Origin of the sequence: Janthinobacterium sp. 344, from assembly GCF_900112025.1 — a bacterium.
Lineage (GTDB): Bacteria > Pseudomonadota > Gammaproteobacteria > Burkholderiales > Burkholderiaceae_D > Janthinobacterium.
The window spans coordinates 730694-751946 of sequence record NZ_FOKL01000002.1; the positions used below are offsets into that span (position 1 = coordinate 730694).

19 protein-coding genes are annotated in these 21253 nt (G+C 63.4%); 10 read left to right on the top strand and 9 right to left on the bottom strand.

Going from position 1 to position 21253, the window contains the following annotated elements; all coding sequences use genetic code 11:
* Positions 1–79: 79 nt before the first annotated feature.
* The gene (locus tag BM193_RS09455) at positions 80–1396 is read right to left on the bottom strand and encodes an omega-aminotransferase AptA (protein WP_092798115.1); all 1317 of its coding nucleotides are present in this window, start codon (positions 1394–1396) and stop codon (positions 80–82) included.
* A 203-nt stretch (positions 1397–1599) separates the two neighbouring features.
* Here BM193_RS09455 and BM193_RS09460 point away from each other — a divergent pair, with 203 nt between their 5' ends.
* Together BM193_RS09460 and BM193_RS09465 are read left to right on the top strand one after the other, a co-directional pair.
* Positions 1600–3057, top strand: coding sequence for an aminotransferase-like domain-containing protein (locus BM193_RS09460; protein WP_092798114.1), 1458 nt, complete (start codon positions 1600–1602; stop codon positions 3055–3057).
* Between the two features lie 10 nt (positions 3058–3067).
* Complete coding sequence (locus BM193_RS09465) at positions 3068–3751, top strand: TetR/AcrR family transcriptional regulator (RefSeq protein ID WP_092798113.1); 684 nt, start codon at positions 3068–3070, stop codon at positions 3749–3751.
* A gap of 28 nt (positions 3752–3779) precedes the next feature.
* On the opposite strand, the gene BM193_RS09470 is transcribed toward BM193_RS09465, so the two are convergent.
* Positions 3780–4724, bottom strand: coding sequence for a choice-of-anchor A family protein (locus BM193_RS09470; RefSeq protein WP_092798112.1), 945 nt, complete (start codon positions 4722–4724; stop codon positions 3780–3782).
* A 301-nt stretch (positions 4725–5025) separates the two neighbouring features.
* On the opposite strand from BM193_RS09470, the gene BM193_RS09475 reads away from it, so the two are divergent.
* The 4 genes from BM193_RS09475 (at position 5026) to BM193_RS09490 (ending at position 7670) form a co-directional block, all read left to right on the top strand.
* Complete coding sequence (locus tag BM193_RS09475) at positions 5026–5508, top strand: hypothetical protein (protein WP_092798111.1); 483 nt, start codon at positions 5026–5028, stop codon at positions 5506–5508.
* A gap of 147 nt (positions 5509–5655) precedes the next feature.
* On the top strand, positions 5656–5928 hold the full coding sequence (locus BM193_RS09480; protein ID WP_092798110.1) for a hypothetical protein: 273 nt from the start codon (positions 5656–5658) through the stop codon (positions 5926–5928).
* A 144-nt stretch (positions 5929–6072) separates the two neighbouring features.
* Positions 6073–6495 carry a VOC family protein gene (locus tag BM193_RS09485; RefSeq protein WP_092798109.1) on the top strand — a complete coding sequence of 141 codons (423 nt, stop codon included), beginning with the start codon at positions 6073–6075 and terminating at the stop codon, positions 6493–6495.
* Between the two features lie 11 nt (positions 6496–6506).
* A complete protein-coding gene (locus BM193_RS09490) occupies positions 6507–7670 on the top strand; it encodes a dipeptidase (RefSeq protein WP_092798108.1) in 1164 nt (387 codons plus the stop codon).
* On the opposite strand, the gene BM193_RS09495 is transcribed toward BM193_RS09490, so the two are convergent.
* The 7 genes from BM193_RS09495 to xapA all read right to left on the bottom strand — a co-directional run bounded on the left by BM193_RS09495 (position 7667) and on the right by xapA (position 16300).
* Positions 7667–8884 carry a nucleoside deaminase gene (locus BM193_RS09495; RefSeq protein WP_175533219.1) on the bottom strand — a complete coding sequence of 406 codons (1218 nt, stop codon included), beginning with the start codon at positions 8882–8884 and terminating at the stop codon, positions 7667–7669. The two genes, BM193_RS09490 and BM193_RS09495, sit on opposite strands and share 4 nt — an antisense overlap.
* A 12-nt stretch (positions 8885–8896) precedes the next feature.
* The gene (locus BM193_RS09500) at positions 8897–9304 is read right to left on the bottom strand and encodes a cytidine deaminase (protein WP_092798106.1); all 408 of its coding nucleotides are present in this window, start codon (positions 9302–9304) and stop codon (positions 8897–8899) included.
* A gap of 82 nt (positions 9305–9386) precedes the next feature.
* Positions 9387–10709: a thymidine phosphorylase gene (deoA, locus tag BM193_RS09505; RefSeq protein ID WP_092798105.1), complete on the bottom strand. Its 1323-nt coding sequence runs from the start codon at positions 10707–10709 to the stop codon at positions 9387–9389.
* A gap of 89 nt (positions 10710–10798) precedes the next feature.
* Complete coding sequence (locus tag BM193_RS09510) at positions 10799–13150, bottom strand: aldehyde dehydrogenase family protein (protein WP_092798104.1); 2352 nt, start codon at positions 13148–13150, stop codon at positions 10799–10801.
* Positions 13151–13192: 42 nt separating this feature from the next.
* Positions 13193–14152 (bottom strand): deoxyribose-phosphate aldolase, encoded by a 960-nt coding sequence (deoC, locus tag BM193_RS09515; RefSeq protein ID WP_092798103.1) that lies wholly within the window; start codon positions 14150–14152, stop codon positions 13193–13195.
* A complete protein-coding gene (locus BM193_RS09520) occupies positions 14149–15342 on the bottom strand; it encodes a phosphopentomutase (protein ID WP_092798102.1) in 1194 nt (397 codons plus the stop codon). Before BM193_RS09520 ends, deoC begins: the two co-directional genes overlap by 4 nt.
* A 118-nt stretch (positions 15343–15460) precedes the next feature.
* Positions 15461–16300 carry a xanthosine phosphorylase gene (gene xapA / locus BM193_RS09525; protein WP_092798101.1) on the bottom strand — a complete coding sequence of 280 codons (840 nt, stop codon included), beginning with the start codon at positions 16298–16300 and terminating at the stop codon, positions 15461–15463.
* Positions 16301–16688: 388 nt separating this feature from the next.
* Here xapA and BM193_RS09530 point away from each other — a divergent pair, with 388 nt between their 5' ends.
* From BM193_RS09530 to BM193_RS09545, 4 genes are all read left to right on the top strand, one after another.
* Positions 16689–17858 (top strand): carbohydrate kinase, encoded by a 1170-nt coding sequence (locus BM193_RS09530; protein WP_092798100.1) that lies wholly within the window; start codon positions 16689–16691, stop codon positions 17856–17858.
* 12 nt (positions 17859–17870) lie between these two features.
* A complete protein-coding gene (locus BM193_RS09535) occupies positions 17871–18791 on the top strand; it encodes a pseudouridine-5'-phosphate glycosidase (RefSeq protein WP_092798534.1) in 921 nt (306 codons plus the stop codon).
* 79 nt (positions 18792–18870) lie between these two features.
* Positions 18871–19773, top strand: coding sequence for a LysR family transcriptional regulator (locus tag BM193_RS09540; protein WP_092798099.1), 903 nt, complete (start codon positions 18871–18873; stop codon positions 19771–19773).
* A 437-nt stretch (positions 19774–20210) separates the two neighbouring features.
* Complete coding sequence (locus BM193_RS09545; protein WP_092798098.1) at positions 20211–21206, top strand: BMP family lipoprotein; 996 nt, start codon at positions 20211–20213, stop codon at positions 21204–21206.
* The last annotated feature ends 47 nt before the right edge of the window (positions 21207–21253 follow it).

Below are 21253 nucleotides of genomic sequence, written 5' to 3' on the forward strand. Positions count from 1 at the left end.
GTTCCTTTTTCAAACCCAAAAACAAGTGCCGGGGTCGGACACTCAGGGTCCGACCCCAGGCTTTTCTTGGGGTCGCAGTTCAATCGAGATTCTTCAGTACCTTGGCCAGCTTGCCGAACAGCTCGTCGATATGCTGTTTTTCCAGCACCAGCGGCGGCGACAGGGCGATGATGTCGCCCGTCGTGCGTATCAGCACGCCGTCGGCGAAGGCCTGCTTGAAGGCGTTGAAGGCGCGCGTGCCCGGCTTGCCGGCGATGGGATCGAGTTCGATGCCGGCGATCAGGCCGATGCTGCGCAGGTCGATCACGTGCGGCAAGCCTTTCAAGGAATGCACGGCGTCGCTCCAATATGCCTGCATCGCTTTCGCGTGGCCCAGGATGTCCTGCTCCTCGAACACTTGCAGGGTGGCCAGCGAGGCGGCGCAGGCGAGCGGATGGCCGGAATACGTATAGCCGTGGAACAGTTCGATGCCGGCCGGCGCATCCATGAAGGCGTCGTGGATATACTGTTTGCTGAACACGGCGCCCATCGGCACCATGCCATTGGTCAGGCCCTTGGCCGTCGTCATCAGGTCCGGTTCGACGTCGAAATAATCGGCCGCGAACGGCGTCGTCATGCGGCCGAAACCCGTGATCACCTCATCGAAGATGAGCAGGATGCCGTGCTTGGTGCACAGCTCGCGCAAGCGTTTCAGATAGCCTTTCGGCGGGATCAGCACGCCCGTGGAACCGGCCACCGGTTCGACGATGACGGCGGCGATCGTCGAGGCGTCGTGCAGCGCGACGATGCGTTCCAGTTCATCGGCCAGGTGCGTGCCATATTCGGGCTCGCCCGCCGTATAGGCGTTCTTCTCCAGGTTATGCGTGTGCGGCAGATGGTCCACGCCGGGCAGCAGGGGGCCGAAGGTCTTGCGGTTGCCGCCGATGCCGCCCACGGAAATGCCGCCAAAGCCCACGCCGTGGTAGCCGCGTTCGCGGCCGATCAGGCGCGTGCGCGCGCCCTCGCCGCGCGCCCGGTGATACGCGAGCGCGATCTTCAATGCCGTGTCCACCGCTTCGGAACCGGAATTCGTATAGAACACGTGGCCGAACTTGTGGCCCGTGTAGTCCATCAGTTTTTCCGCCAGGTCGAAGGCGGCCGGATGGCCCATCTGGAAAGTGGGCGCGAAGTCGAGCTGGCCCACCATCTCGCGGATGGCGCCGACGATCTTCGGCTGCGCATGGCCGCATGGCACGCACCACAGGCCGGCCGTGCCATCGAGGATGGCATTGCCATCGACGTCCTTGTAGTACATGCCTTCGGCCGAGACCAGCAAGCGCGGGTTGGCCTTGAAGTCGCGGTTGTTGGTAAACGGCATCCAGAATGCCGACATCGATTCCGGCCTTGTTTCGTTCATGACCTTCTCCTTGGGATGGGCTGGCGCGGCGTCAGGATCGTTTTTGACGAAGCGTAAAATAATTTACCAGTTGGCAAAAAGCTGATGTAATAATAGACAGGCCATCCTGGAAGGCACAGATACACAAACGGCAAAGTGTGCCAACCGTACAGGTCGAAAAACCACTACAGTTTTTTTGTGCAAGGCAGCATAAGGAGCCACCGGTGACGCACAACGTGAAGCAGGACGAGGGCGAAGGTCACGCCAGCGGCTGGCCCGTGCTCGATATCGACCGCCAGAAGAAGGGCGGCCTGGTCGAGCAGATCGTCATCGCCATCAGCATCATGGTGGGCAGCCGCGCCCTGCGCATCGGCACGCGCATGCCATCCGTGCGCCAGTTCGCCCGCTGCAATGGCGTGTCGACGTTTACCGTCGTCGAATCGTATGACCGCCTCGTCAACCTCGGTTTGCTGTCGTCGCGGCGCGGCTCCGGCTATTTTGTCGCGCGCCACGATGTGGCGGCCTCGCCGCAGGCAGCCATCCACGCCAGCCCCACGGCCATCGATGCCCTCACGCCCGACCTGTATTCGGGGGTCTCCGAAGCGCTGCCCGTGGGCGCGGGCTGGCTGCCGCCCGAGATGTATGGCGAGGCGACGGTGCTCGACGCCGTGCGCCAGGCCATGCGCATTCCCGCCAGCCGCCTGCGCGGCTATGGCCACCCCCTCGGCTTTCCCTCGCTGCGCCAGCACCTGGCGGCCGGCTTGTCCGAAGACCTGTTCCAGGCCGAACCGGACCAGGTCCTGCTGACGCACGGCGCCACGCACGCGTTCGACCTGATCCTGCGCAGCCTGACCAAGCCGGGCGACACGGTGCTGGTGGAAGACCCCGGCTACAGCAACCTGCAATCGCTGATACGCCACCATGGCTGCATCCCCGTGGGCATCGCGCGCGGCGAGGCGGGCCTCGACCTCGAAGCGCTGGCGCTGGCAGCGGCGCGCACGCAGCCCAAGCTCATGTTCGTCAACACGGTGCTGCAAAATCCGCTGGGGACATCCTTGAACCAGGCGCAGGCGCATCGCCTGCTCGCGCTGGCCGAGCAATTCGATTTCTGGCTGGTGGAAGACGATATCTACCGCGAACTGGCGGCGCGCGGCGACGCGTCGCTGGCGGCCATGGATGGCCTGCGCCGCGTGATCCGCGTCGGCAGCTTTTCCAAGACCCTGTCGCCCGTGCTGCGCGTGGGGTCGATTTGCGCGTCGCCGTCGCTGGTGGCCGAACTGGTGCGCGTGAAAATGCTGGCGGGGCTGACGACGTCGGAAATCAACGAGCGCGCCGTCTATCACGCCGTGTCCGCGCGGCCCTACAAACGCATGGTCGAGCGCCTGGTGGCGCAGCTCGATGCGGCCCGCGAACGCAGCATCGACTGCCTGGCGCAGGCAGGCATGGCCCCCGTGGCGCGTCCGCGCGGCGGCATGTTCGTCAGCGCCGGCTGGCCCACTGTCCAGACGCCGGAATGGAATGGAAAAATCATCGCCGACATGGCGTTAAAGGCTGGCATCCTGCTGTCGCCCAACGAGTTTTTCATGCTGCGCGCGCCCGAGACGGTGTGGTTCCGCTTCAACGTGGCCTACACCGACACGCCCGTGCTGCAAGCCTTCCTGCAATCGATCCGTCCACGCTAAAGAATCCGCCATGGCCAGCGACAAATCCCCTGCCCTTCCCGCGAAAAACGCCAGCGGTCGGCGCCTGCAAAACCGCGACCGCCTGGAAGCGGACATCCTCGAACAGGCTGTGCGCGTGTTCGCGGAAAACGGCTACGAAGGCGCATCGATCGCCACCATCGCCGAACGGGCGGGCCTGTCGAAGCAGAACCTGATGTACTACTTCCCGTCCAAGCAGCAGCTGTACCAGCGCGTGCTCGACGATGTGCTCGACGACTGGCTGGCGCGCATGGACATGCTGGCCAGCGGGCACGCTGAACCGGGGGACGTGCTGCGCGCGTATATCGGCGCCAAGCTGCGTTTTTCGCGCGAACAGCCGTGGGCGTCGCGCGTGTATGCGCTGGAAGTGATCAATGGCGCGCCCCTGTACGGCGCGCAGATACGCGACAGGGTCGTGCCGCTGCTGCGCAAGGATATCGCCATCTTCGAGGCCTGGATCGCGGCCGGCAGGATCGCCCCCGTCAACGCCACGCACCTGATGTTCGCCATCTGGGCCATGACGCAATCGTATGCGGATTTTTCAGCCCAGATGACCCTGGTGCTGGAGCGCAAGCAGCTGACGCGCAAGGATTACGAGGATGCGGAAACCCTGATCTCCCACATGGTGCTGGCGGCCGTGTCCCTGCCGCCAGCAGGCGAAAAAAAACCGCCTTGACAGGCGGTTTTCAGGCCGGCGTGAACGCTTACGCTGCCGTCTTGTTCCGGCGGCGGCGCGCCATGCAGCCGACCAGGCCCAGGCCCGCCAGCAGCATCGCATAGGTTTCCGGTTCCGGCACGGCCGAGACATAACCGGCCACGTTGGTGGCATTGAAATAATGGTTGGCGTTGACCTGGATGTTCGAAGCCCAGTTCCCCACCACCACGCTGCCGTTGATCTGGCCGCCACCGCCAGCCAGGGTCGCCAGCGGCGCCAGGACGCTGCCGTACAGGCCAACGTTACTCAGGGTCAGGTTCTTCGCTTCATAAAAATTGTACAAGACATTGTAGTTCTTGAAACCATCATAGCCGCCGCTCAAGGTCACGTCCGTGCCGCTGATATTGAGGATCAGGGTGTCGTTCGTGTGCAGGTTGCTGAACTTGAAGTTGTTCACCGAGCCCAGCGCCGCGGAAGTCAGGTCGAACACTTGCACGCCGCCCGTGCCGCCCTTCAGGGTCATGCCGCCATAGGCCACCGAGCTGCTGCCCGTGGCCGCCACCTTGGCCAGCGAGGTCGACGTGTTCTTCAGCTGGGCCGAGGTGGTGGCAAACGACACGGGCGAGGCCGTGGTCTTGGTCGCCGTGTTCAGGCCCACGCTGCTCGTCGTCGTCGTGCCGCCGACATAATAGTTGCCGTTCTTGATCGAGCCGGAGCTGTAGTTCAAGTTGCCGCCAACGACCAGCGCGTAGCCGGTATTGCCATGCGTGACGTAGGCGTCCTTGTTCTTGTCATTGATCGAATAACTCGATCCCGTCAGATTGCCGGCAACCAGCACGGCGCCTTCGACATCGCTGCCGGACGCGCTGAAATTGCTCAACGAATACAAATTGGCGCCACCGATACCCAGATCGACAACACCGGCTTGCGCGGCGCCGGCGGCGAACACGGTCGACAGGACGAGAAGGAGTGGCAATTTAGGCAGGCTTGACATTTTATTTCCAAAAAGAAAATTAACTTAACGCCAGAATATCATATCCATTGGATTTGAGATGTCGCCAACCAACAACTTTTGTAACAAATATGAAAACTTAGTTGCTCAATGAGAATCATTCTCTGAGCGCAGCCCGGCGTCCGCCCTGACCATGCCGCGGATGCCTGGAACAGACGGGAAAACAGCCGCCTGTTCCGCACTTTCAATATTGCTTAGAAGCACAGCCAACTTGGTGATACGATCGCGGCAGCGCCAGACCAGGCCAGCCCACCGATTACGACATCATAAGGATGAAGCAAGCATGAAACGATTGTCCCTAGGCGCACTGATGCTGGCATATGCCTGCGGCGCACACGCCGATGTGTTCAACATGATCGACAACCAGCCGCTCAGTGAAACCTGGCTCAACGCGGGCTTTTATTCGTATCATTTCCAGCGCGACAAGGGCTTGAATGACAGCAACCCTGGCCTGGGCGCCGAATACCGTTTCTCCACCGTCGCGTCGGCCACGGCGGGCCGCTTCTACAACAGTGACCGCGCCTACTCGAATTACCTGGGCGTGTACTACCAGCCCATCCAGATGGGACCGTTTCGCGTAGGCGCCGTCGTTGGCGGCTTCAGCGGCTATCCAAAGATGCGCGACGGCGGCTGGTTCCCGGCCCTGGTGCCCACCATCAGCTATGAGTACCAGCGCGTGGGCGTGAATATCGCCATCGTGCCTTCATATAAAGACCGGCTGTATGGCGCCCTCAGCTTCCAGCTCAAGCTGAAGGTCTTCGAGTAACGGCCTGTCGCCGCAAAATCGTCGTTTGTGCCGCCCAACGCACCGTTCGTCGCAGACAGGGCGCCAGCAGGAACATGCCAGGCTATAGTTGCTTCATCGCCAGGCCAGCATGACGGCAACGGCACTCAACGACGACAGGAGAGCACCATGAAAGATATCAACCCGGCACCAGGCAGCACTTCCTTTTCCGCCTTCTGGAGCGACCTGTGCGGCTACGCGCGCCAGGGGCTCGCTGCCCTCTCGGCCATGTCATGGCCCATGCTGCTCGCGTGCGCCATCGGCCTGGCCGTCATCCTCACCATCTTGCCGCTGGTCATCACGCTGTTCGCCGTCTTCCTGCTGCTGAAGTGGGCCGGCAAGACGGACGGCTTCAGCTGGGACAAGAAAGCGCCGCAGCCGGAACAGCCGCCGCAAACGTGACGCTCTTGTAGGACGGACGGGAGTGGCATATAGTGAAGCGCGCCCATGACAGGCATCAACACGATCACCATGAATGCCCTGCATGGTGAACGCTGCGCACCAATCACGATCGAAACTACTCCATCCCCCTACAGGAGTGTCCATATGACCACGACAGCAAAAGCCACCAGGGCCACCACCATTCCCTGCCTGCGCTACCGCGATGCGCCAGCGGCCATCGACTGGCTATGCAAGGCATTCGGTTTTGAACAACAGCTGGTCGTCCCCGACAGCGACGGCGGCATCGCCCATGCGCAACTCAGCTATGGAAACGGCATGATCATGCTCGGTTCCGTGGTCGACAGCGAATATGGCCGCCTGATGAAGCAACCCGGCGAAATCGGCAATGCCAACACGCAAAGCTGCTACCTAGTCGTCAGCGACGCCGATGCCGTCTACCGCCGCGCGCGCGAAGCGGGCGCCGAGATCGTGCTCGACATCAAGGATGAAGATTACGGCGGACGCGGCTTTACTTGCCGCGATCCGGAAGGCCACATCTGGAGCCTGGGCACCTACGACCCATGGTGAAACGGAGAACAATGATCATCAGTACCCTCGCCGCCGCCAGCCTTGCGCTAGTGGGCGGCTTCCTGTCCGCTCCCGTCCTCGTCGACGAGCACCTCAACCGCACCCATCCCCCGTCCGGCAAGGCGCCGGCGGCGGCCACCCTGGCCCTGCACCAGAGCCTGTGGATCGCCGACCTGCACGCGGACAGCCTGCTGTGGCAACGCGACCTGAACCGCGACAGCCAGCGCGGGCACGTCGACTTCCCCCGCCTGCAGCGCGCCAACGTGGCGCTGCAAGCCTTTTCCGTCGTCACCAAGACGCCGCGCAAGATGAATATCGAGCGCAATGGCAGCGACACGGACAACATCACGGCCCTGGTCGTGGCGCAAGGCTTGCCGCCCGCCACCTGGAACAGCCTGCTGGCGCGCGCCACTTACCAGGCCGGCGAACTGCGCCAGCAAGCGGGCAAGAGCGATGGCAAGGTGCGCGTCATCGGCAGCCGCGCGCAGCTGCGCAGCTTCATCGCCGCGCGCGAAAAGGAGCCGCGCCTGCTGGGCGGCTGGCTGACGCTGGAAGGCGCGCATGCGCTGGAAGGCAAACTGGAAAATCTCGATACCTTGTACCAGGCCGGCTACCGCATGGCCGCGCCCACGCATTTCTTCGACACGGAAATCTCGGGTTCGCAGCACGGCCTGCAAAAAGGCGGCCTGACGCCGCTGGGCAGGCAGTGGCTGCGCGCCATGGAGCAGCGCAAGATGATCGTCGACCTGGCGCATGCCTCGCCGGCCACCATCGACGACGTCCTGAGCCTGGCGAAGCGCCCCGTGATGGTCTCGCACACGGGCGTGCGCGGCACCTGCGCCAACGGCCGCAATCTCAGTGACGCACAACTGAAACGCATCGCCGCGCAGGGGGGCCTGGTGGGCATCGGTTTCTGGAATACGGCCGTCTGCGGCAAGGACGTGGCATCGATCGCGCGCGCCATCAAATACACGGTAAAACTGATCGGCGCCGAACACGTCGCTTATGGCTCGGATTTCGACGGCGCAGTCACCACGGCCATCGACGCGGCCGGCCTGCCGCGCCTGACGCAGGCGCTGCTGGACGCAGGCTTGTCGGAAGCGCAGATCCGCCGCGTGGCCGGTGAAAACGTGCGCGACTTTTTACTCAAGAACCTGCCGGACGATGATGCCTAGGCGAGTGCCATGCGCAGGGACGGATCCGCCACCTGGCGCGGGCGGATGCGTATCAATTTGCGGTACAGGGGCGGCATGGCGTCGCACAGCGCCAGCAGCGCGTCTTCGTCCATGGCCGGGCGCACGTACTGGAATTGCGCGGGATTATTCTCCGGCAGCGCCCCTTCCATGGTGGAGCCGTAGGCGCCCAGGGTCATGAAACTGGCGGCGCTGTCGTCCGGGCCGATGGCCAGCACGAAGGTGCCGTGCTTGGGGTGGCCCAGGTAGCGTTTGATTTCCTCCTGCAGCGCCGGCGCCGCATGCGCCATCAATTCAAAGCGCAGCTGCGCATATTGGCGCGTACATTCCATGAACGGCGTGCGGACGGCCGATTGCGCCAGCTTTCCCGGCATGCACAGCAGCAGGTTGCCGAAGGAGTCGAGCAAGGCGGCCGCGTCGCCCTGGCCGCCATCGCGCAAGTCCTGCTCCATGGCCGCCTGCAGGAAGGGCGCCAGGCCCGCGTCGGGCGCATGCGGCGCGCAGCGGTAAGTCAGGGCATCGGGATAGCGGCGGCGCAAGGCGCGCACCACCGGATGCTCGGACGGCAAGGTAGCGGGGTCGCGCCGCTGTTCATCGTCGCCCGCGTTCAGCAGCTGCATCACCTGTGCCGACGTCGACTCGAACACCAGCGAGCACAGGGCCTGTGTCGCCTCGTGGATGCTTTTGCCGATGAAAAAGGATTTGGGCGCGGCGCCGGACGGCACGCGCGCGTATTCAGTGGCGCCGCGCACGGCCGGATAGCAGAAGCTGCGGCCCGCTTGCGCCCGCAGCGGCGGCGGCAAGGCCGTGAAACTGGCGGCAGCATCGTAATTGATGCCCGCCTTGACATCAGGCGCGGCCACCACCACGTTGAAGCCGGCGGCCAGGATGGCGCCCGTGCACATGCAGCACGGGTCGAGCGAAGTGACGATGGTCAGCTCGCCCGGCGGCGGCAACGGCCTGCCCTTGGCCCGCTCGGCAAAATACCAGTCCACCAGCTGGCGTTCGCCATGCGCGGTGGGATCGAACACCAGGCCCTGGCGCACGACGTTGTTGTGCATCGATTGCAGCACATTGCCGGCGCCATCGAGCAGCACGCCGCCCACGCCGAACGTACCCTGTGTCTTGGCGGCCAGGGCTTCGGCCGCGGCAATGGCCACGGCGGCCTGGATGTCGATCGTCTTGTTCAAGCGGATGCCATTACCTAGTTACTTCATGTCCAGATCGGAATTGCCGAAACCGTGCGGCAGCAGCCAGCCCGCCGTCACTTCCATGATGTCGTTCTTCAGGTTCGTCAGGATCACCGGCAGGTCGGCGCCGCCCATCTCGAAGATCACCTGGCGGCAGGCGCCGCATGGAGAAATCGGCTCCGCCGTGTCGCCCGTGACGGCCAGCCTGGCGAAGTCGCCCGGTTTGCAGCCATGCGCGATGGCGCTGAAAAACGCCGTGCGTTCAGCGCAGTTGCACAGCCCATAGGCGGCGTTTTCCACGTTACAGCCACGGAAGACGCGGCCATCCTTGCACAGCAGTGCCGCGCCCACCTTGAAGCGCGAGTATGGCGCGTAGGCCAGTTCACGGCCGGCATTGGCTTCGGCGATCAGTTCTTGGTTGTTCATTTGATTATCTATCTGTAAAACCCGCGAAAGGCCGGGGTCAGACCCTCAGGGTCTGACCCCAGATTTTGCTTCTAGGGTTAAGTTATGGTCGAATGGTACGGTAAATCACCGGATTGGCCGTCAGCGCCACGGCGCTGATTTCATACGCCTGCTGGATTTCCTTGACGGCTAGCTGCGCCGCCGCTTCCGTGCGTGCGTGCACCATGGCCAGCGGCTGGCCAACGGCTACCTGCTCGCCCAGGCCCACCAGGTCCGTCAAGCCGACGGCGAAGTCGATGCTATCGGTCGGACGGCGGCGGCCGCCACCGAGGGCGACGACGGCCAGGCCGATGGCGCGGCAATCGCGCACGTTGGCAAAGCCGGCCGACAGCGCCGGCGCCGGCACGACGAATGGTGCTTTTTCCAGGTGCTTGTCCGGATTCTCGAGCAGATCGGCTGGGCCGCCCAGGGCCGCGACCATGCGCGAGAAGCGCTCGGCCGCTGCGCCCGAATCGAGGGCCGCCATCAGCTTGGCGCGCGCTTCTTCCTCGGTGGCGGCCAGGCCGCCCAGCACCAGCATCTCGGCGCACAGCGCCAGGGTGACTTCGTGCAGGCGCGCGGGACGCGAACGGCCAGTCAGGTAATCCATGGCGCCACGCACTTCCAGCGCATTACCCGCATACGGCGCCAGCGATTCATTCATGTCCGTCAAAATGGCCGACGTCTGCATGCCCGCGCCATTGCCGACGGCGACGATGCTCTCGGCCAGTTCCACCGATTTGTCGTAGGTCGGCATGAAGGCGCCGCTGCCTGCTTTCACGTCCATCACCAGCGCGTCCAGGCCCGCCGACAGCTTCTTCGACAGGATGGAGCCGGTGATCATGGCCACCGATTCCACCGTGGCGGTGACATCGCGGATGCTGTAGAAGCGCTTGTCGGCCGGTGCCAGCTGCGCCGTCTGGCCGATGATGGCCACGCCAATCTCCTGCACCACCTTGCGGAACAGTGCATTGTCCGGCACGGTGCAGTAGCCGGGAATGGCGTCGAACTTGTCCAGCGTGCCGCCCGTGTGGCCCAGGCCGCGGCCCGAGATCATCGGCACGTAGCCGCCGCACGCGGCGACCATGGGGCCCAGCAGCAGGGAGACGACGTCGCCTACGCCGCCCGTCGAATGCTTGTCGACGACGGGGCCCGGCAGGTTCAGCGAACGCCAGTCCAGCACCTGCCCGGAATCGCGCATGGCCAGGGTAAACGCCACGCGTTCATCCATGTTCATGTCGTTGAAAAAGACGGCCATGCCCAGCGCCGCGATCTGCCCTTCGCTGACGCTGCCGTCAGTGATGCCGCGCACGAAAAACTGGATTTCCTCGGCGCTCAGGACGCCCTTGTCGCGCTTCTTGCGGATGATTTCTTGGGTCAAAAACATGGAATAACTCCAATAAATGAATGACTTAGGGGCCGCACCCCGATCGGCTTTGCGATGGAGTTGCGGCCCCGGCATTACTGCGATTTACATTAGACGCCGTAAGGAATCCACACGTTTTTCACTTGCGACGCGTGCGCCAGCACGGCGCGGCCGCCGCTCTGCGCCGCGCTGTACCAGTCGCGGCCCTTGGCGCCACCGACCCAGGTGCGCTTCAGGGTGCCGGCCGACAGGCGCTCGACTTCCGCGCAACCGTCGGCGGAACCGTCATGGCGCCAGACGGCGTCGATGTCGGCGTGCGTGGCCAGGGTGCGCGCCAGTTCATCGGCGTTGCCGCTGATGATGTTGACGACGCCGCCCGGCAGGTCGGACGTGTCGAACACCTGGTACAGGTCCAGCGCGGACAGTGGATGCGCTTCGGACGGCACCACCACCACGCGGTTGCCCAGCGCGATGGCGGGCGCCACCAGCGAAATGAAGCCCAGCAAAGGCGCCTCGTTCGGGCAGACGATGCCGATCACGCCAACCGCTTCGTTCAGCGCCACGGTGATGCCCTTCGTCGGCGGCTGGTGCGCCAGGCCGTCGTACTTGTCGGCCCAGGCGGCGTAGTAGAACAGGCGTTCGATCGATGCCTGCACTTCCTTCTCCGGGTTTTTACTGCCCGTCATGGCAGCGATGCGGGCGGCGAATTCCTCGGCGCGCGCGGCCAGGTTCTCGGCGATGTAGTACAGCACTTGCGCGCGGTTGTGCGCCGTGGCGCTGGTCCAGCCGGACGCTTTATGCGCCGCTTCGACGGCGTTGCGGATGTCCTTGCGGCTGCCCACGCCCACTTCGGCCAGCAGGGCGCCGTTGGCGCCGAACACGGGCGCGCTGTAGGCGCTGTCAGGGCGCGCCTGCTTGCCGCCGATGTACATCTTGGCCGTGCGGTCGATGGCGAACGGGTCGGCTGCCGCCGGCTTCACTGCCGCCTTGGCTTTCGCTTCCACCACCGGCAGGGCCGGGCGCGCATCTTCGGCCAGGGCCGTCATGTATTCCAGCATGCCTTCGCGGCCGCCTTCGCGGCCGAAGCCCGATTCGCGGTAGCCGCCAAAGCCGCAGGCCGCGTCGAACTGGTTCGCGCTGTTGATCCACACCACGCCAGCCTTGATGGCGGGCGCGATATCGAGCGCCAGGCTGATCGACTCGGTCCACACGCTGGCGGCCAGGCCGTACACCGTGTTGTTCGCCAGCTGCACCGCTTCGGGCGGCGTGCGGAAGCTCATGGCCACCAGCACGGGGCCAAAGATTTCAGCCTGCGCCACGGCAGCCGATGTCGACGCGCCCGTGATCAGGGTCGGCGGGAACCACGAGCCGTCAGCCGGCAGTTCGCATGCGGGCTGCCACACGTCGCAGCCTTCGGCGCGGGCCGAATCGACGAGCGCGGCGATGCGCTGGCGCTGCACGGGGTCGACCAGCGCGCCCACGTCCATCGATTTGTCCAGGGGCGAGCCGAGACGCAGGTTGTCCATGCGCGCGCGCACCTTGTTCAGGAAGCGTTCCTGGATCGATTCCTGCACCAGCAGGCGCGATCCGGCGCAGCACACCTGCCCCTGGTTGAACCAGATCGAATCGACCAGGCCTTCCACGGCGCCGTCCAGGTCCGCGTCTTCGAAGACGATGAACGGCGACTTGCCGCCCAATTCGAGGGACAGCTTCTTGCCGCTGCCGGCCGTCGCTTCACGAATGAGGCGGCCCACTTCCGTGGAACCCGTAAACGCGATCTTGTCGACGCCGGGGTGGTTGACGATGGCCGCGCCCACCCTGCCGTCGCCGGTGACGATGTTGACCACGCCGGCCGGCACGCCCGCCTGCACGCACAGTTCGGCGAACAGCATGGCCGTCAGCGACGTGAATTCGGCCGGCTTGAAGACCACCGTGTTACCGGCCGCCAGGGCCGGGGCGATTTTCCACGACAGCATCAGCAGGGGGAAATTCCACGGCACGATCTGGCCCACCACGCCCACGGCGCGGTAGTCGGCGAATTCTTCCGACTGCAGCTGCGCCCAGCCGGCGTGATGATAAAAATGGCGCGCGGCCAGCGGCAGGTCGATATCGCGCGTTTCGCGGATGGTCTTGCCGTTGTCCAGGGTTTCGAGCACGGCGAACAGGCGCGCATGCTTTTGCAGCAAGCGGGCCAGCGCGTACATGACTTTCGCGCGGCCATGGCCGCCCATGCTTTGCCAGACCGGCAGCGCGCGGCGCGCCGCGTCCACGGCGCGTTCCACGTCCGCATCGGTGGCTTGCGTCAGCTCGGCCAGCTGCGTGCCGTCGGCAGGATTGGTCGAGGCGAACAGCTCGGCCGGCTCGCTCCAGGCGTTGTCGATGAACAGGCCGAATGTGCGCTGGTGGCCGTCGAGCCACGCCTGTGCTTCTTTTTGACTTTCGGGAGCAGGGCCGTAGTCCATAGTAGTGAGAATCTCGTTAATTGTAGGCATGACGATTGTTCTTTAAGGTTGTGCGTGACGATGATTGGCCGAGTAGCTGCCGGTGACGTAGTGCTCGAGCTGGCGCTCGATGTCGGTCAGCAGGCTGGAAGCGCCGATGCGGAACAGGTGCGGCTGCAGCCATTCGTTGCCCAGTTCTTCCTTCATCAGGGTCAGGTATTGCAGCGCGCTCTTGGCCGAGCTGACGCCGCCGGCCGGCTTGAAGCCCACCTGGAAACCCGTCTGCTCGTGGTATTCGCGGATCGTGCGCACCATCGTCAGGGCCACGGGAATGGTGGCGTTCACGCCCTCCTTGCCGGTGGAGGTCTTGATGAAATCGGTGCCGGCCATCATGCACACCCACGACGCCTTGGCCACGTTTTCCAGGGTCAGCAAGTCGCCCGTGGCGAGAATCGCCTTCACGTGCGCTTCGCCGCACGCCTTGCGGTAGGCCAGCATTTCGTCGTACAGCACTTGCCAGTTGCCATTCAGGACGTGCTGGCGCGTGATGACGATGTCGATCTCGGAAGCACCGGCGGCGACCGACAGTTCGATCTCGCGCAGCTTCGTTTCCATGCTCGTCAGGCCGGCCGGGAAACCCGTCGACACGGCGGCGATGGGCAGGCGGCCCTGGATGACTTTCACGGCCGGCTGGATCATCTCGTGGTACACGCACACGGCGCCCGTGCTCAGCTGCGTCAAACCCAGCGCGTCCATCAGGTCGGCGCGCAGCGGGCGCATGGCCTTCATGCACAGGCGTTCCACGCGGCCCGGCGTATCGTCGCCGCCCAGGGTGGTCAGGTCGATCATCTGGATGGCTTTCACCAGCCAGGCTGCCTGGTATTCCTTTTTTACCGTGCGGCGGTTCGCCAGGCTGGCCGCGCGGCGGTCCGTCGCGGCGCGGTTGACGCGGATCTGGTTGATCCAGCCCAGGTCGAGGCCAACGGCCTCATTACGCTTGAATTCGGGGTGCATGAGTGTCATAACAAGCTGGTTCCATTAGCAAGTGGTGGTACGCCAAGGTGCTTGGCGAGGGTTTGGCCAATATCGGAGAAGGTCTCGGAAATGCCCAGTGCGCGCGGGGCGACGCCGGGACCGAAGAAGATCATCGGAATGTGTTCGCGGGTGTGGTCGGAGCCGTGCCAGGTGGGGTCGCAGCCATGGTCGGCGGTGATCACGACCAGGTCGCCCTCCTTGAGCTTGGCCATGAATTCCGGCAGGCGACCATCCATTTCGCGCAGCGCGTCGGCATAGCCTTCGACGTTGCGGCGGTGGCCGAAGGCCTGGTCGAAATCGACGAAGTTGACAAAAGTGAGCGACTTGTCCTGCACTTCATCGGCCGTGGTCAGCAGCGCTTCGAACAGCGCCATGTTGTCGACGCCCTTGACGACCCGGGAAATACCCTGGGTAGCGAAAATGTCGCTGATCTTGCCCAGGCCGACAACTTCGCCGCCCGCGTTCTTGACGTGGTCGAGCAGCGTCGGCGCGGGCGGCGCGACGGCATAATCGTGGCGGTTGGAAGTGCGCGTGTAGTTGCCGTTGCTGCCCTTGAACGGGCGGGCGATGACGCGGCCGATGTTGTACGGCTCGACCAGCTTGAAGGCCATTTCGCACACTGCGTACAGGCGTTCGAGGCCGAACGATTCCTCGTGCGCGGCGATCTGCATCACCGAGTCGCCCGAGGTATAGATAATCAGCTTGCCCGTGGCGACATGCTCGTCGCCATGCTTGTTGATGATGTCCGTGCCGGAGGCATGGCAGTCGCCCAGGAAGCCCGGCACGCCGGACAGGGCTTTGAGCTTGTCGGTCAGGTCGGCCGGGAACGACGGCGTGGTGCGGGGAAAATAACCCCAGTCGAATTCGACGGGCACGCCGGCGATTTCCCAGTGGCCGCTCTGCGTGTCCTTGCCGGTGGAGCGCTCGCGCGCCGCGCCGTAGGCGCCCGTAAAGCCGTCGCGCTGGTCGAAGCCCGTGGCCCATTCGCCGCTGGCCAGGTGGGCGGCGGCGCCCAGGCCCAGGCGTTCCATGTTCGGGAGTTTCAAGGTCTTGCCGCTTTTGGCGACAGTGCTGGCAATGTGGCCAAAGGTATTGGCACCTGCGTCGCCATACTTGGCGGCGTCTGGCGTCGCGCCAAGGCCGAAGGAATCAAGCAGGAGGATAAATGCGCGTGACATGATAAGGCTCGCTTTATGGAGTGATGCAAAGATGATGCGGTCAGTGTAGGCCGGATTTTCCCGGCCTGCCGCGCGGCAGCGCCGGTGGCCGGCGCGCCGCTGCTGCGTAAAAAAGTGCTTAGGCTTGCGGCGTAGCGGAAACGGTGGCCAGGAAAGCCAGGATCAGCTTGACCAGGTCTTTCGCGCCGATGGCCGCGTATTTCAGGGTCTGCTCGTGCGACAGGGCGAATGGCGACATGCCTTCTGCCAGGTTGGTGATGACGGACACGCCCACCACTTTCAGGTCGCAATGGCGGGCCGAAACCACTTCCGGCACCACCGACATGCCGACCGTGTCGGCGCCCAGGCGGGCCATCATGCGGATCTCGGCGGCCGTCTCGAAGTTCGGGCCCGGGTAGGCGACGAACACGCCTTCGTGCAGGGTGATGCCGTTCGAGGCGGCCGTGTCCTTGACCAGCTTGCGCAAGTCCGCATCGTAGGCATTGGCCATGCTGAAGAAGCGCGGGCCGAAGCGGTCGTCGTTCGGGCCGACCATCGGCGTGCCTGGCAGCAGGTTGATATGGTCGCTGATGGCCACCAGGCTGCCCGCGTCCACTTCAGGGCGCAGGGAACCGGCGGCGTTGGTAACGAACAGCATTTCGCAGCCCAGCAGTTTCAGGGTGCGGATGGCGCTCGTCATGACGCCCATGCCATAGCCTTCATAGAAGTGGCCGCGACCCTTCATGCAGACGACGGCGACGCCCGACAGGGTGCCGACCACCAGTTCGCCCGCATGGCCGTGCACGGTGCTGATCGGGAAACCTGGCAATTCGTCGAAGCTGATGCTGACGGCGTCCGTCATTTGCTCGGCCAGTACGCCCAGGCCGGAGCCGAGGATCATCGCCACGCGCGGCTTGAAATTTTCAGGAGCGCGGGCACGGATGATTTCGGCGGCGTGGAAAGGGGCGTTGTTCGACATGGTTATCCTCTGATTGACTAATGATGAAGGTTGCTGCCTGCGCGGCAGTACACGGCAAGATACTGCGGCCCAGGTATCGGGTATGTTTGGTATGACTGGTATATCGAAATGCGTATTGCCACTATTTGCCGCCACTATGCATCAAACGGAATATGTATGGCAAATACCATTTTTCTTTCCCATTTATACAATTCAAATATAAATGGCCGATATTATAGTCGAGGCAAGCACTCGCCTGCCAGCGGCAGCCGCTCCTTCACCATGCCCGGGAAATGCATGCATACAAGCCCCATACGAGCATGTTTCGCGCGCCGTGGATACGGGCTTGACACTGAACGGACAAATGTTTACAGTTAAAGACAAATGTTTAAACCTCAGCGGAAACCTTGTGACCGATACCAATAAAAAAGACCAGCTCTACGCACTGATCCGCAACAATCCCTTCATCTCGCAGCAGGAACTGGCGAACGAACTGGGCTTGTCGCGCTCGGCCGTCGCCGGCCATATCGCCGGGCTGATCCGTGAACGCCGCCTGCTGGGACGCGCCTATGTGCTGCCCGACAGCCGGCCCGTGCTGTGCATCGGCGCCGCCAACCTGGACCGCAAGATGCGCACGCTGGCCACCCTGCAGATGGGCACCTCGAATCCCGTGCGCTCGGAAGAGGTATTTGGCGGCGTGGGCCGCAATATCGCGGAAAACCTGGCCCGACTGTCGCTGCCCGTCGCCCTGCTGACGGCACTGGGCGACGACGCGGCCGGCCACGCCCTGCAAACGCATGCGGAAGACGCGGGCATCGACATGCGCGGCAGTTTGCATTTAAGCAATACCAGCAGCGGCACGTATACGGCCGTGCTCGACGAGCATGGCGAAATGCTGCTGGCCATGGCCAACATGCAGCTGTATGAACAGCTGACCCCGGCCTTTCTGCACAGCCGCCAGCCGCAGCGCGCGGCCGCCGCCCTGACCGTGTGCGACCTGAACCTGGGCCACGACAGCGTGCAGGCGCTGCTGGCCGATGCGCGCCAGGACGCCGGCCAGGGCAGCAGCCAGGCGGCGCCGCTCGTCATCATCGCCGTCTCGCAGCCGAAAATGGCGCACCTGCCGCTAGACCTGACGGGCTTGCGCCTGCTGATCCTCAACCGGGGCGAGCTGGAAACGCGCGTGGCGCGCGCCCTGCCGACGGCCTTTGAGGTGCGCGCCGCCTGCCGCGAAGTGCAGCGCCAGGGCGCGCGCCAGGTGATCGTCACCTGCGGCGGCGAAGGCGTGTACTTCACCGATGGCGACACGCCCGATGCGCCGATCGAACACCTGGCCGCGCGCGAAGTGGATGCCGTCGACGTGACGGGCGCCGGCGACGCGTTTTCCGCCGCCGTCTGCTGGTCGCTCTACCACGACAGCAGCGACCTGAAACTGGCCTGCCGGCGCGGCTTGAAACTGGCCGCCATGACCCTGGAATCCGCAGCGACCGTGTCACCGCTGATTTCGGCGGCCGCGCTCGACGATATTGACGACGCCGACCTGGCGCCGCCCCCTCCTACCCTCTTTCAACAGGATTGAAGCATGACTCAACTGAATAACTTCCTCTCGTTTTCGCAAGAAGTCCTCGACGCGCGCGCCGCCGGCAAGGCCATCGTGGCGCTGGAATCGACCATCATTTCGCACGGCATGCCGTATCCGCAAAACGTGGAAATGGCGCGCGAAGTGGAGCAGATCATCCGTGACGGCGGCGCCGTGCCGGCCACCATCGCCATCATCGACGGCAAGATCTGCGTGGGCCTGTCGCCCGAGCAGCTGGAATTGCTGGGCACCTCGCCCGATGCCATGAAGGTCAGCCGCCGCGACCTGCCGTTTGTTTTGTCGCAGGGCAAGCTGGGCGCCACCACCGTGGCCGCCACCATGATCTGCGCGGAACTGGCTGGTATTGCCGTGTTCGTCACGGGCGGCATCGGCGGCGTGCACCGCGGCGCGGAAACCAGCTTCGACATTTCCGCCGACCTGCAGGAACTGGCGCAAACGTCCGTCGCCGTCGTCTGCGCGGGCGTGAAATCGATCCTCGACATCGGCCTGACGCTGGAATACCTGGAAACGCATGGCGTGCCCGTCATCAGCGTGGGCCAGGAAGGCTTTCCCGCCTTCTTCACGCGCGAAAGCGGCTTCAAGGCCGATTTCCGCCTCGACACGGCCGCCGAGCAGGCCGCCTTCATCGACACCAAATGGCAGCTGGGATTGAAAGGCGGCGTGGTCGTCAGCAATCCCGTGCCGGCCGCGCAAGCCATGCCCAAGGAAGAAATCGATGCGATCACCGCGCAAGCGCTGCAGGAAGCGGACGCGGGCGGCGTGAAGGGCAAGCAGGTCACGCCTTTCCTGCTGTCGCGCATCAAGCAGTTGACGGATGGCCGCAGCCTGGCAACGAATATCGCCCTGGTCAAGCACAATGCGCAAGTCGGCACCGCGCTGGCCATTGCCATGCAGGCGGTGGTGGCACGATAATAGGACTGCTGTAAAGAAAGCGCGCGGTTTTTCGGGCCGCGCGCCGTTCCCGCCAAGCTTCACGCAAGCCAAGGAAAGCATGTCCATCGATCTGAAACAGTTAAAGTATTTTCTTGCCGTCGCCGAGGAGAAAAGCTTCAGCCGGGCCGCCGAGCGCCTGCATATCTCGCAGCCGCCCCTGAGCCAGCAGATCATGAAACTGGAAAGCGAACTGGGCGTACGCCTGTTTGCGCGCACCACGCGCACCTTCGAACTGACCGTGGCGGGCAAGGCGCTGATGAATGAAGCGGCCGACCTGCTGGCCAAGATGCGCATGACCATCGACACCATCCGCCAGATCGACCGCGGCGAAGTGGGCCGCTTGCGCGTGGGCATTGTCGGCTCGGCCATGTGGGGCCCCATCCCCAGCCTGCTGGAAGAATTCCAGACCAAATTTCCCCGCGTTAGCTGGACCATCCATGAATTCGGTCCCACGGTGCAATACGAAGCGCTGCGCGCCAAGCAGATCGACGTGGGCTTCTGGCGCGAACCCAAGCTCAACGACGACGATCTGCGCCACGACAATCTGCGCCAGGAACTGTGCTTCCGCGAAAATGTCTGCGTGGCCGTCAATGAACATCATCCGCTGGCGAAAAACACGGCCATCGAGCTGATCGACATCGCCCACGAACCCATGCTCACCCTCAACCTGGACAAATCCGCGTTTCCCCGCTACCTGGTGCAGTGCTGCATCAATGCCGGTTTCGAACCCGTGATCTTCCAGGAAGCGAGCGAACCGCAAACCCTGCTGGCCATGGTGGGCGCCGGCCTGGGCGTGACCCTGGTGCCGGAAACGACGAGCCGCATCGGCTGGCCCGGCGTCGTCTTCCTGCCGATCAAGACGAATCCCCCGTCGGCCAACCTGTATATCAGCTATACCACGCTCGACGACGCGCCCGTCGTGCGGGCCTTCCTGAATATTATTAATCCCCCAGCCAATTGAGGCCCAGCCTCAGGCGTCACTCGGCAACGCTAAGCCCGGCCCTTCGTGTTGGGTGGGCAGGCCAATTTATATGGCTTTCATATAAATAGTTAAACAAAAACGTATTTGTCATACATATCTGGCATGATGCATAGTGATTCGGACGCCCAGCGTGGCGCCGGTCCCGTGCTTGCCCTGCCCGTCCCGCCGACGGCGCATTCCTGCCCCTGCCGGCCGCCCATTCGATGTTGTAACTATAAAAGAGACGGGGCTCAACTGTTGCATGAGCATCACACTGTCACCGCAAAACCGTACAAGCCCAGCAATGATCTTGTGCAATACGGTGCAATGTTGATAAGGAACCATCACCTCGTGCATGAAAAACAGGCTAAATCGGCCCCAAATTATATGTTTCACCTATAAAAAATATACAATATCGATCTTCCAGGAGCCAATTCATGAAACTTACACAATTTAGTTTGACGATCGCAGCCGTTTTTCTGACTGCTCAAGCGTCCGCGGCTACCCCAAAACTGGGTGTCGTGTATGACGCGGGCGGCAAGTTCGACAAGTCGTTCAACCAATCCGCTTTCGAAGGCGCCTCGCGCTTCAAAAAAGACACGGGCATTTCCTTCATCGAAGTGCAGGCATCGAGCGATACGCAGGCTGAACAAGTCATGCGCGGCTTGGCCCGCAAGAAACTCGACATGATCGCCGCCATTGGCTTTGCGCAAACGCAAGCCGTGCAAAAGGTCGCCAAGGAATTCCCGAACGTGAAATTCGTGCTGATCGACGGCCAGGCCGCCGGCAGCAACGTCAATTCCGTCGTCTTCAAGGAAGAAGAAGGCTCCTACCTGGTGGGCGTGGCGGCGGCCATGGCCAGCAAGAGCAAGAAAGTCGGCTTCATCGGCGGCATCGATATTCCCCTGATCCGCAACTTCGCCTGCGGCTACGCGCAAGGCGTCAAGGCGGTCAATCCGAAGGCGGAAATCACGCAAAACATGGTCGGCACCACGTCCGGCGCCTGGAATGACCCGGCCAAGGGCGGCGAACTGGCCCGCTCGCAATTCGAGCGCGGCGTCGATGTCGTCTTCGCCGTCGCTGGCGGCAGCGGCATGGGCACCCTGCAGATGGCCAAGGAAAAAGGCAAGCTGGCGATCGGCGTCGATTCGAACCAGAACCATTTGTATCCAGGCAGCATCCTGACCTCGATGGTCAAGCGCGTCGACAACACCGTCTACGACAGCTTCATGGAAGTCAAGAACGGCACCTGGAAGGGCGGCGTCAGCTATAAAGGCTTGAAAGAAGGCGGCGTGGATTGGGCGCTCGACGCGAACAACCGCAAGCTGATTACGCCGGAAATCGAAAAACGCGTGTTGGGTGCGCGTAAGGACATTATCGATGGCAAGATCAAAGTGATCGATTACCGCGTCGGCAGCAGCTGCCCGGTTTAATTTTTCTCCGTATCTTTTAGCGCGCCGCCGGGGCCTGTCTCCGCGCG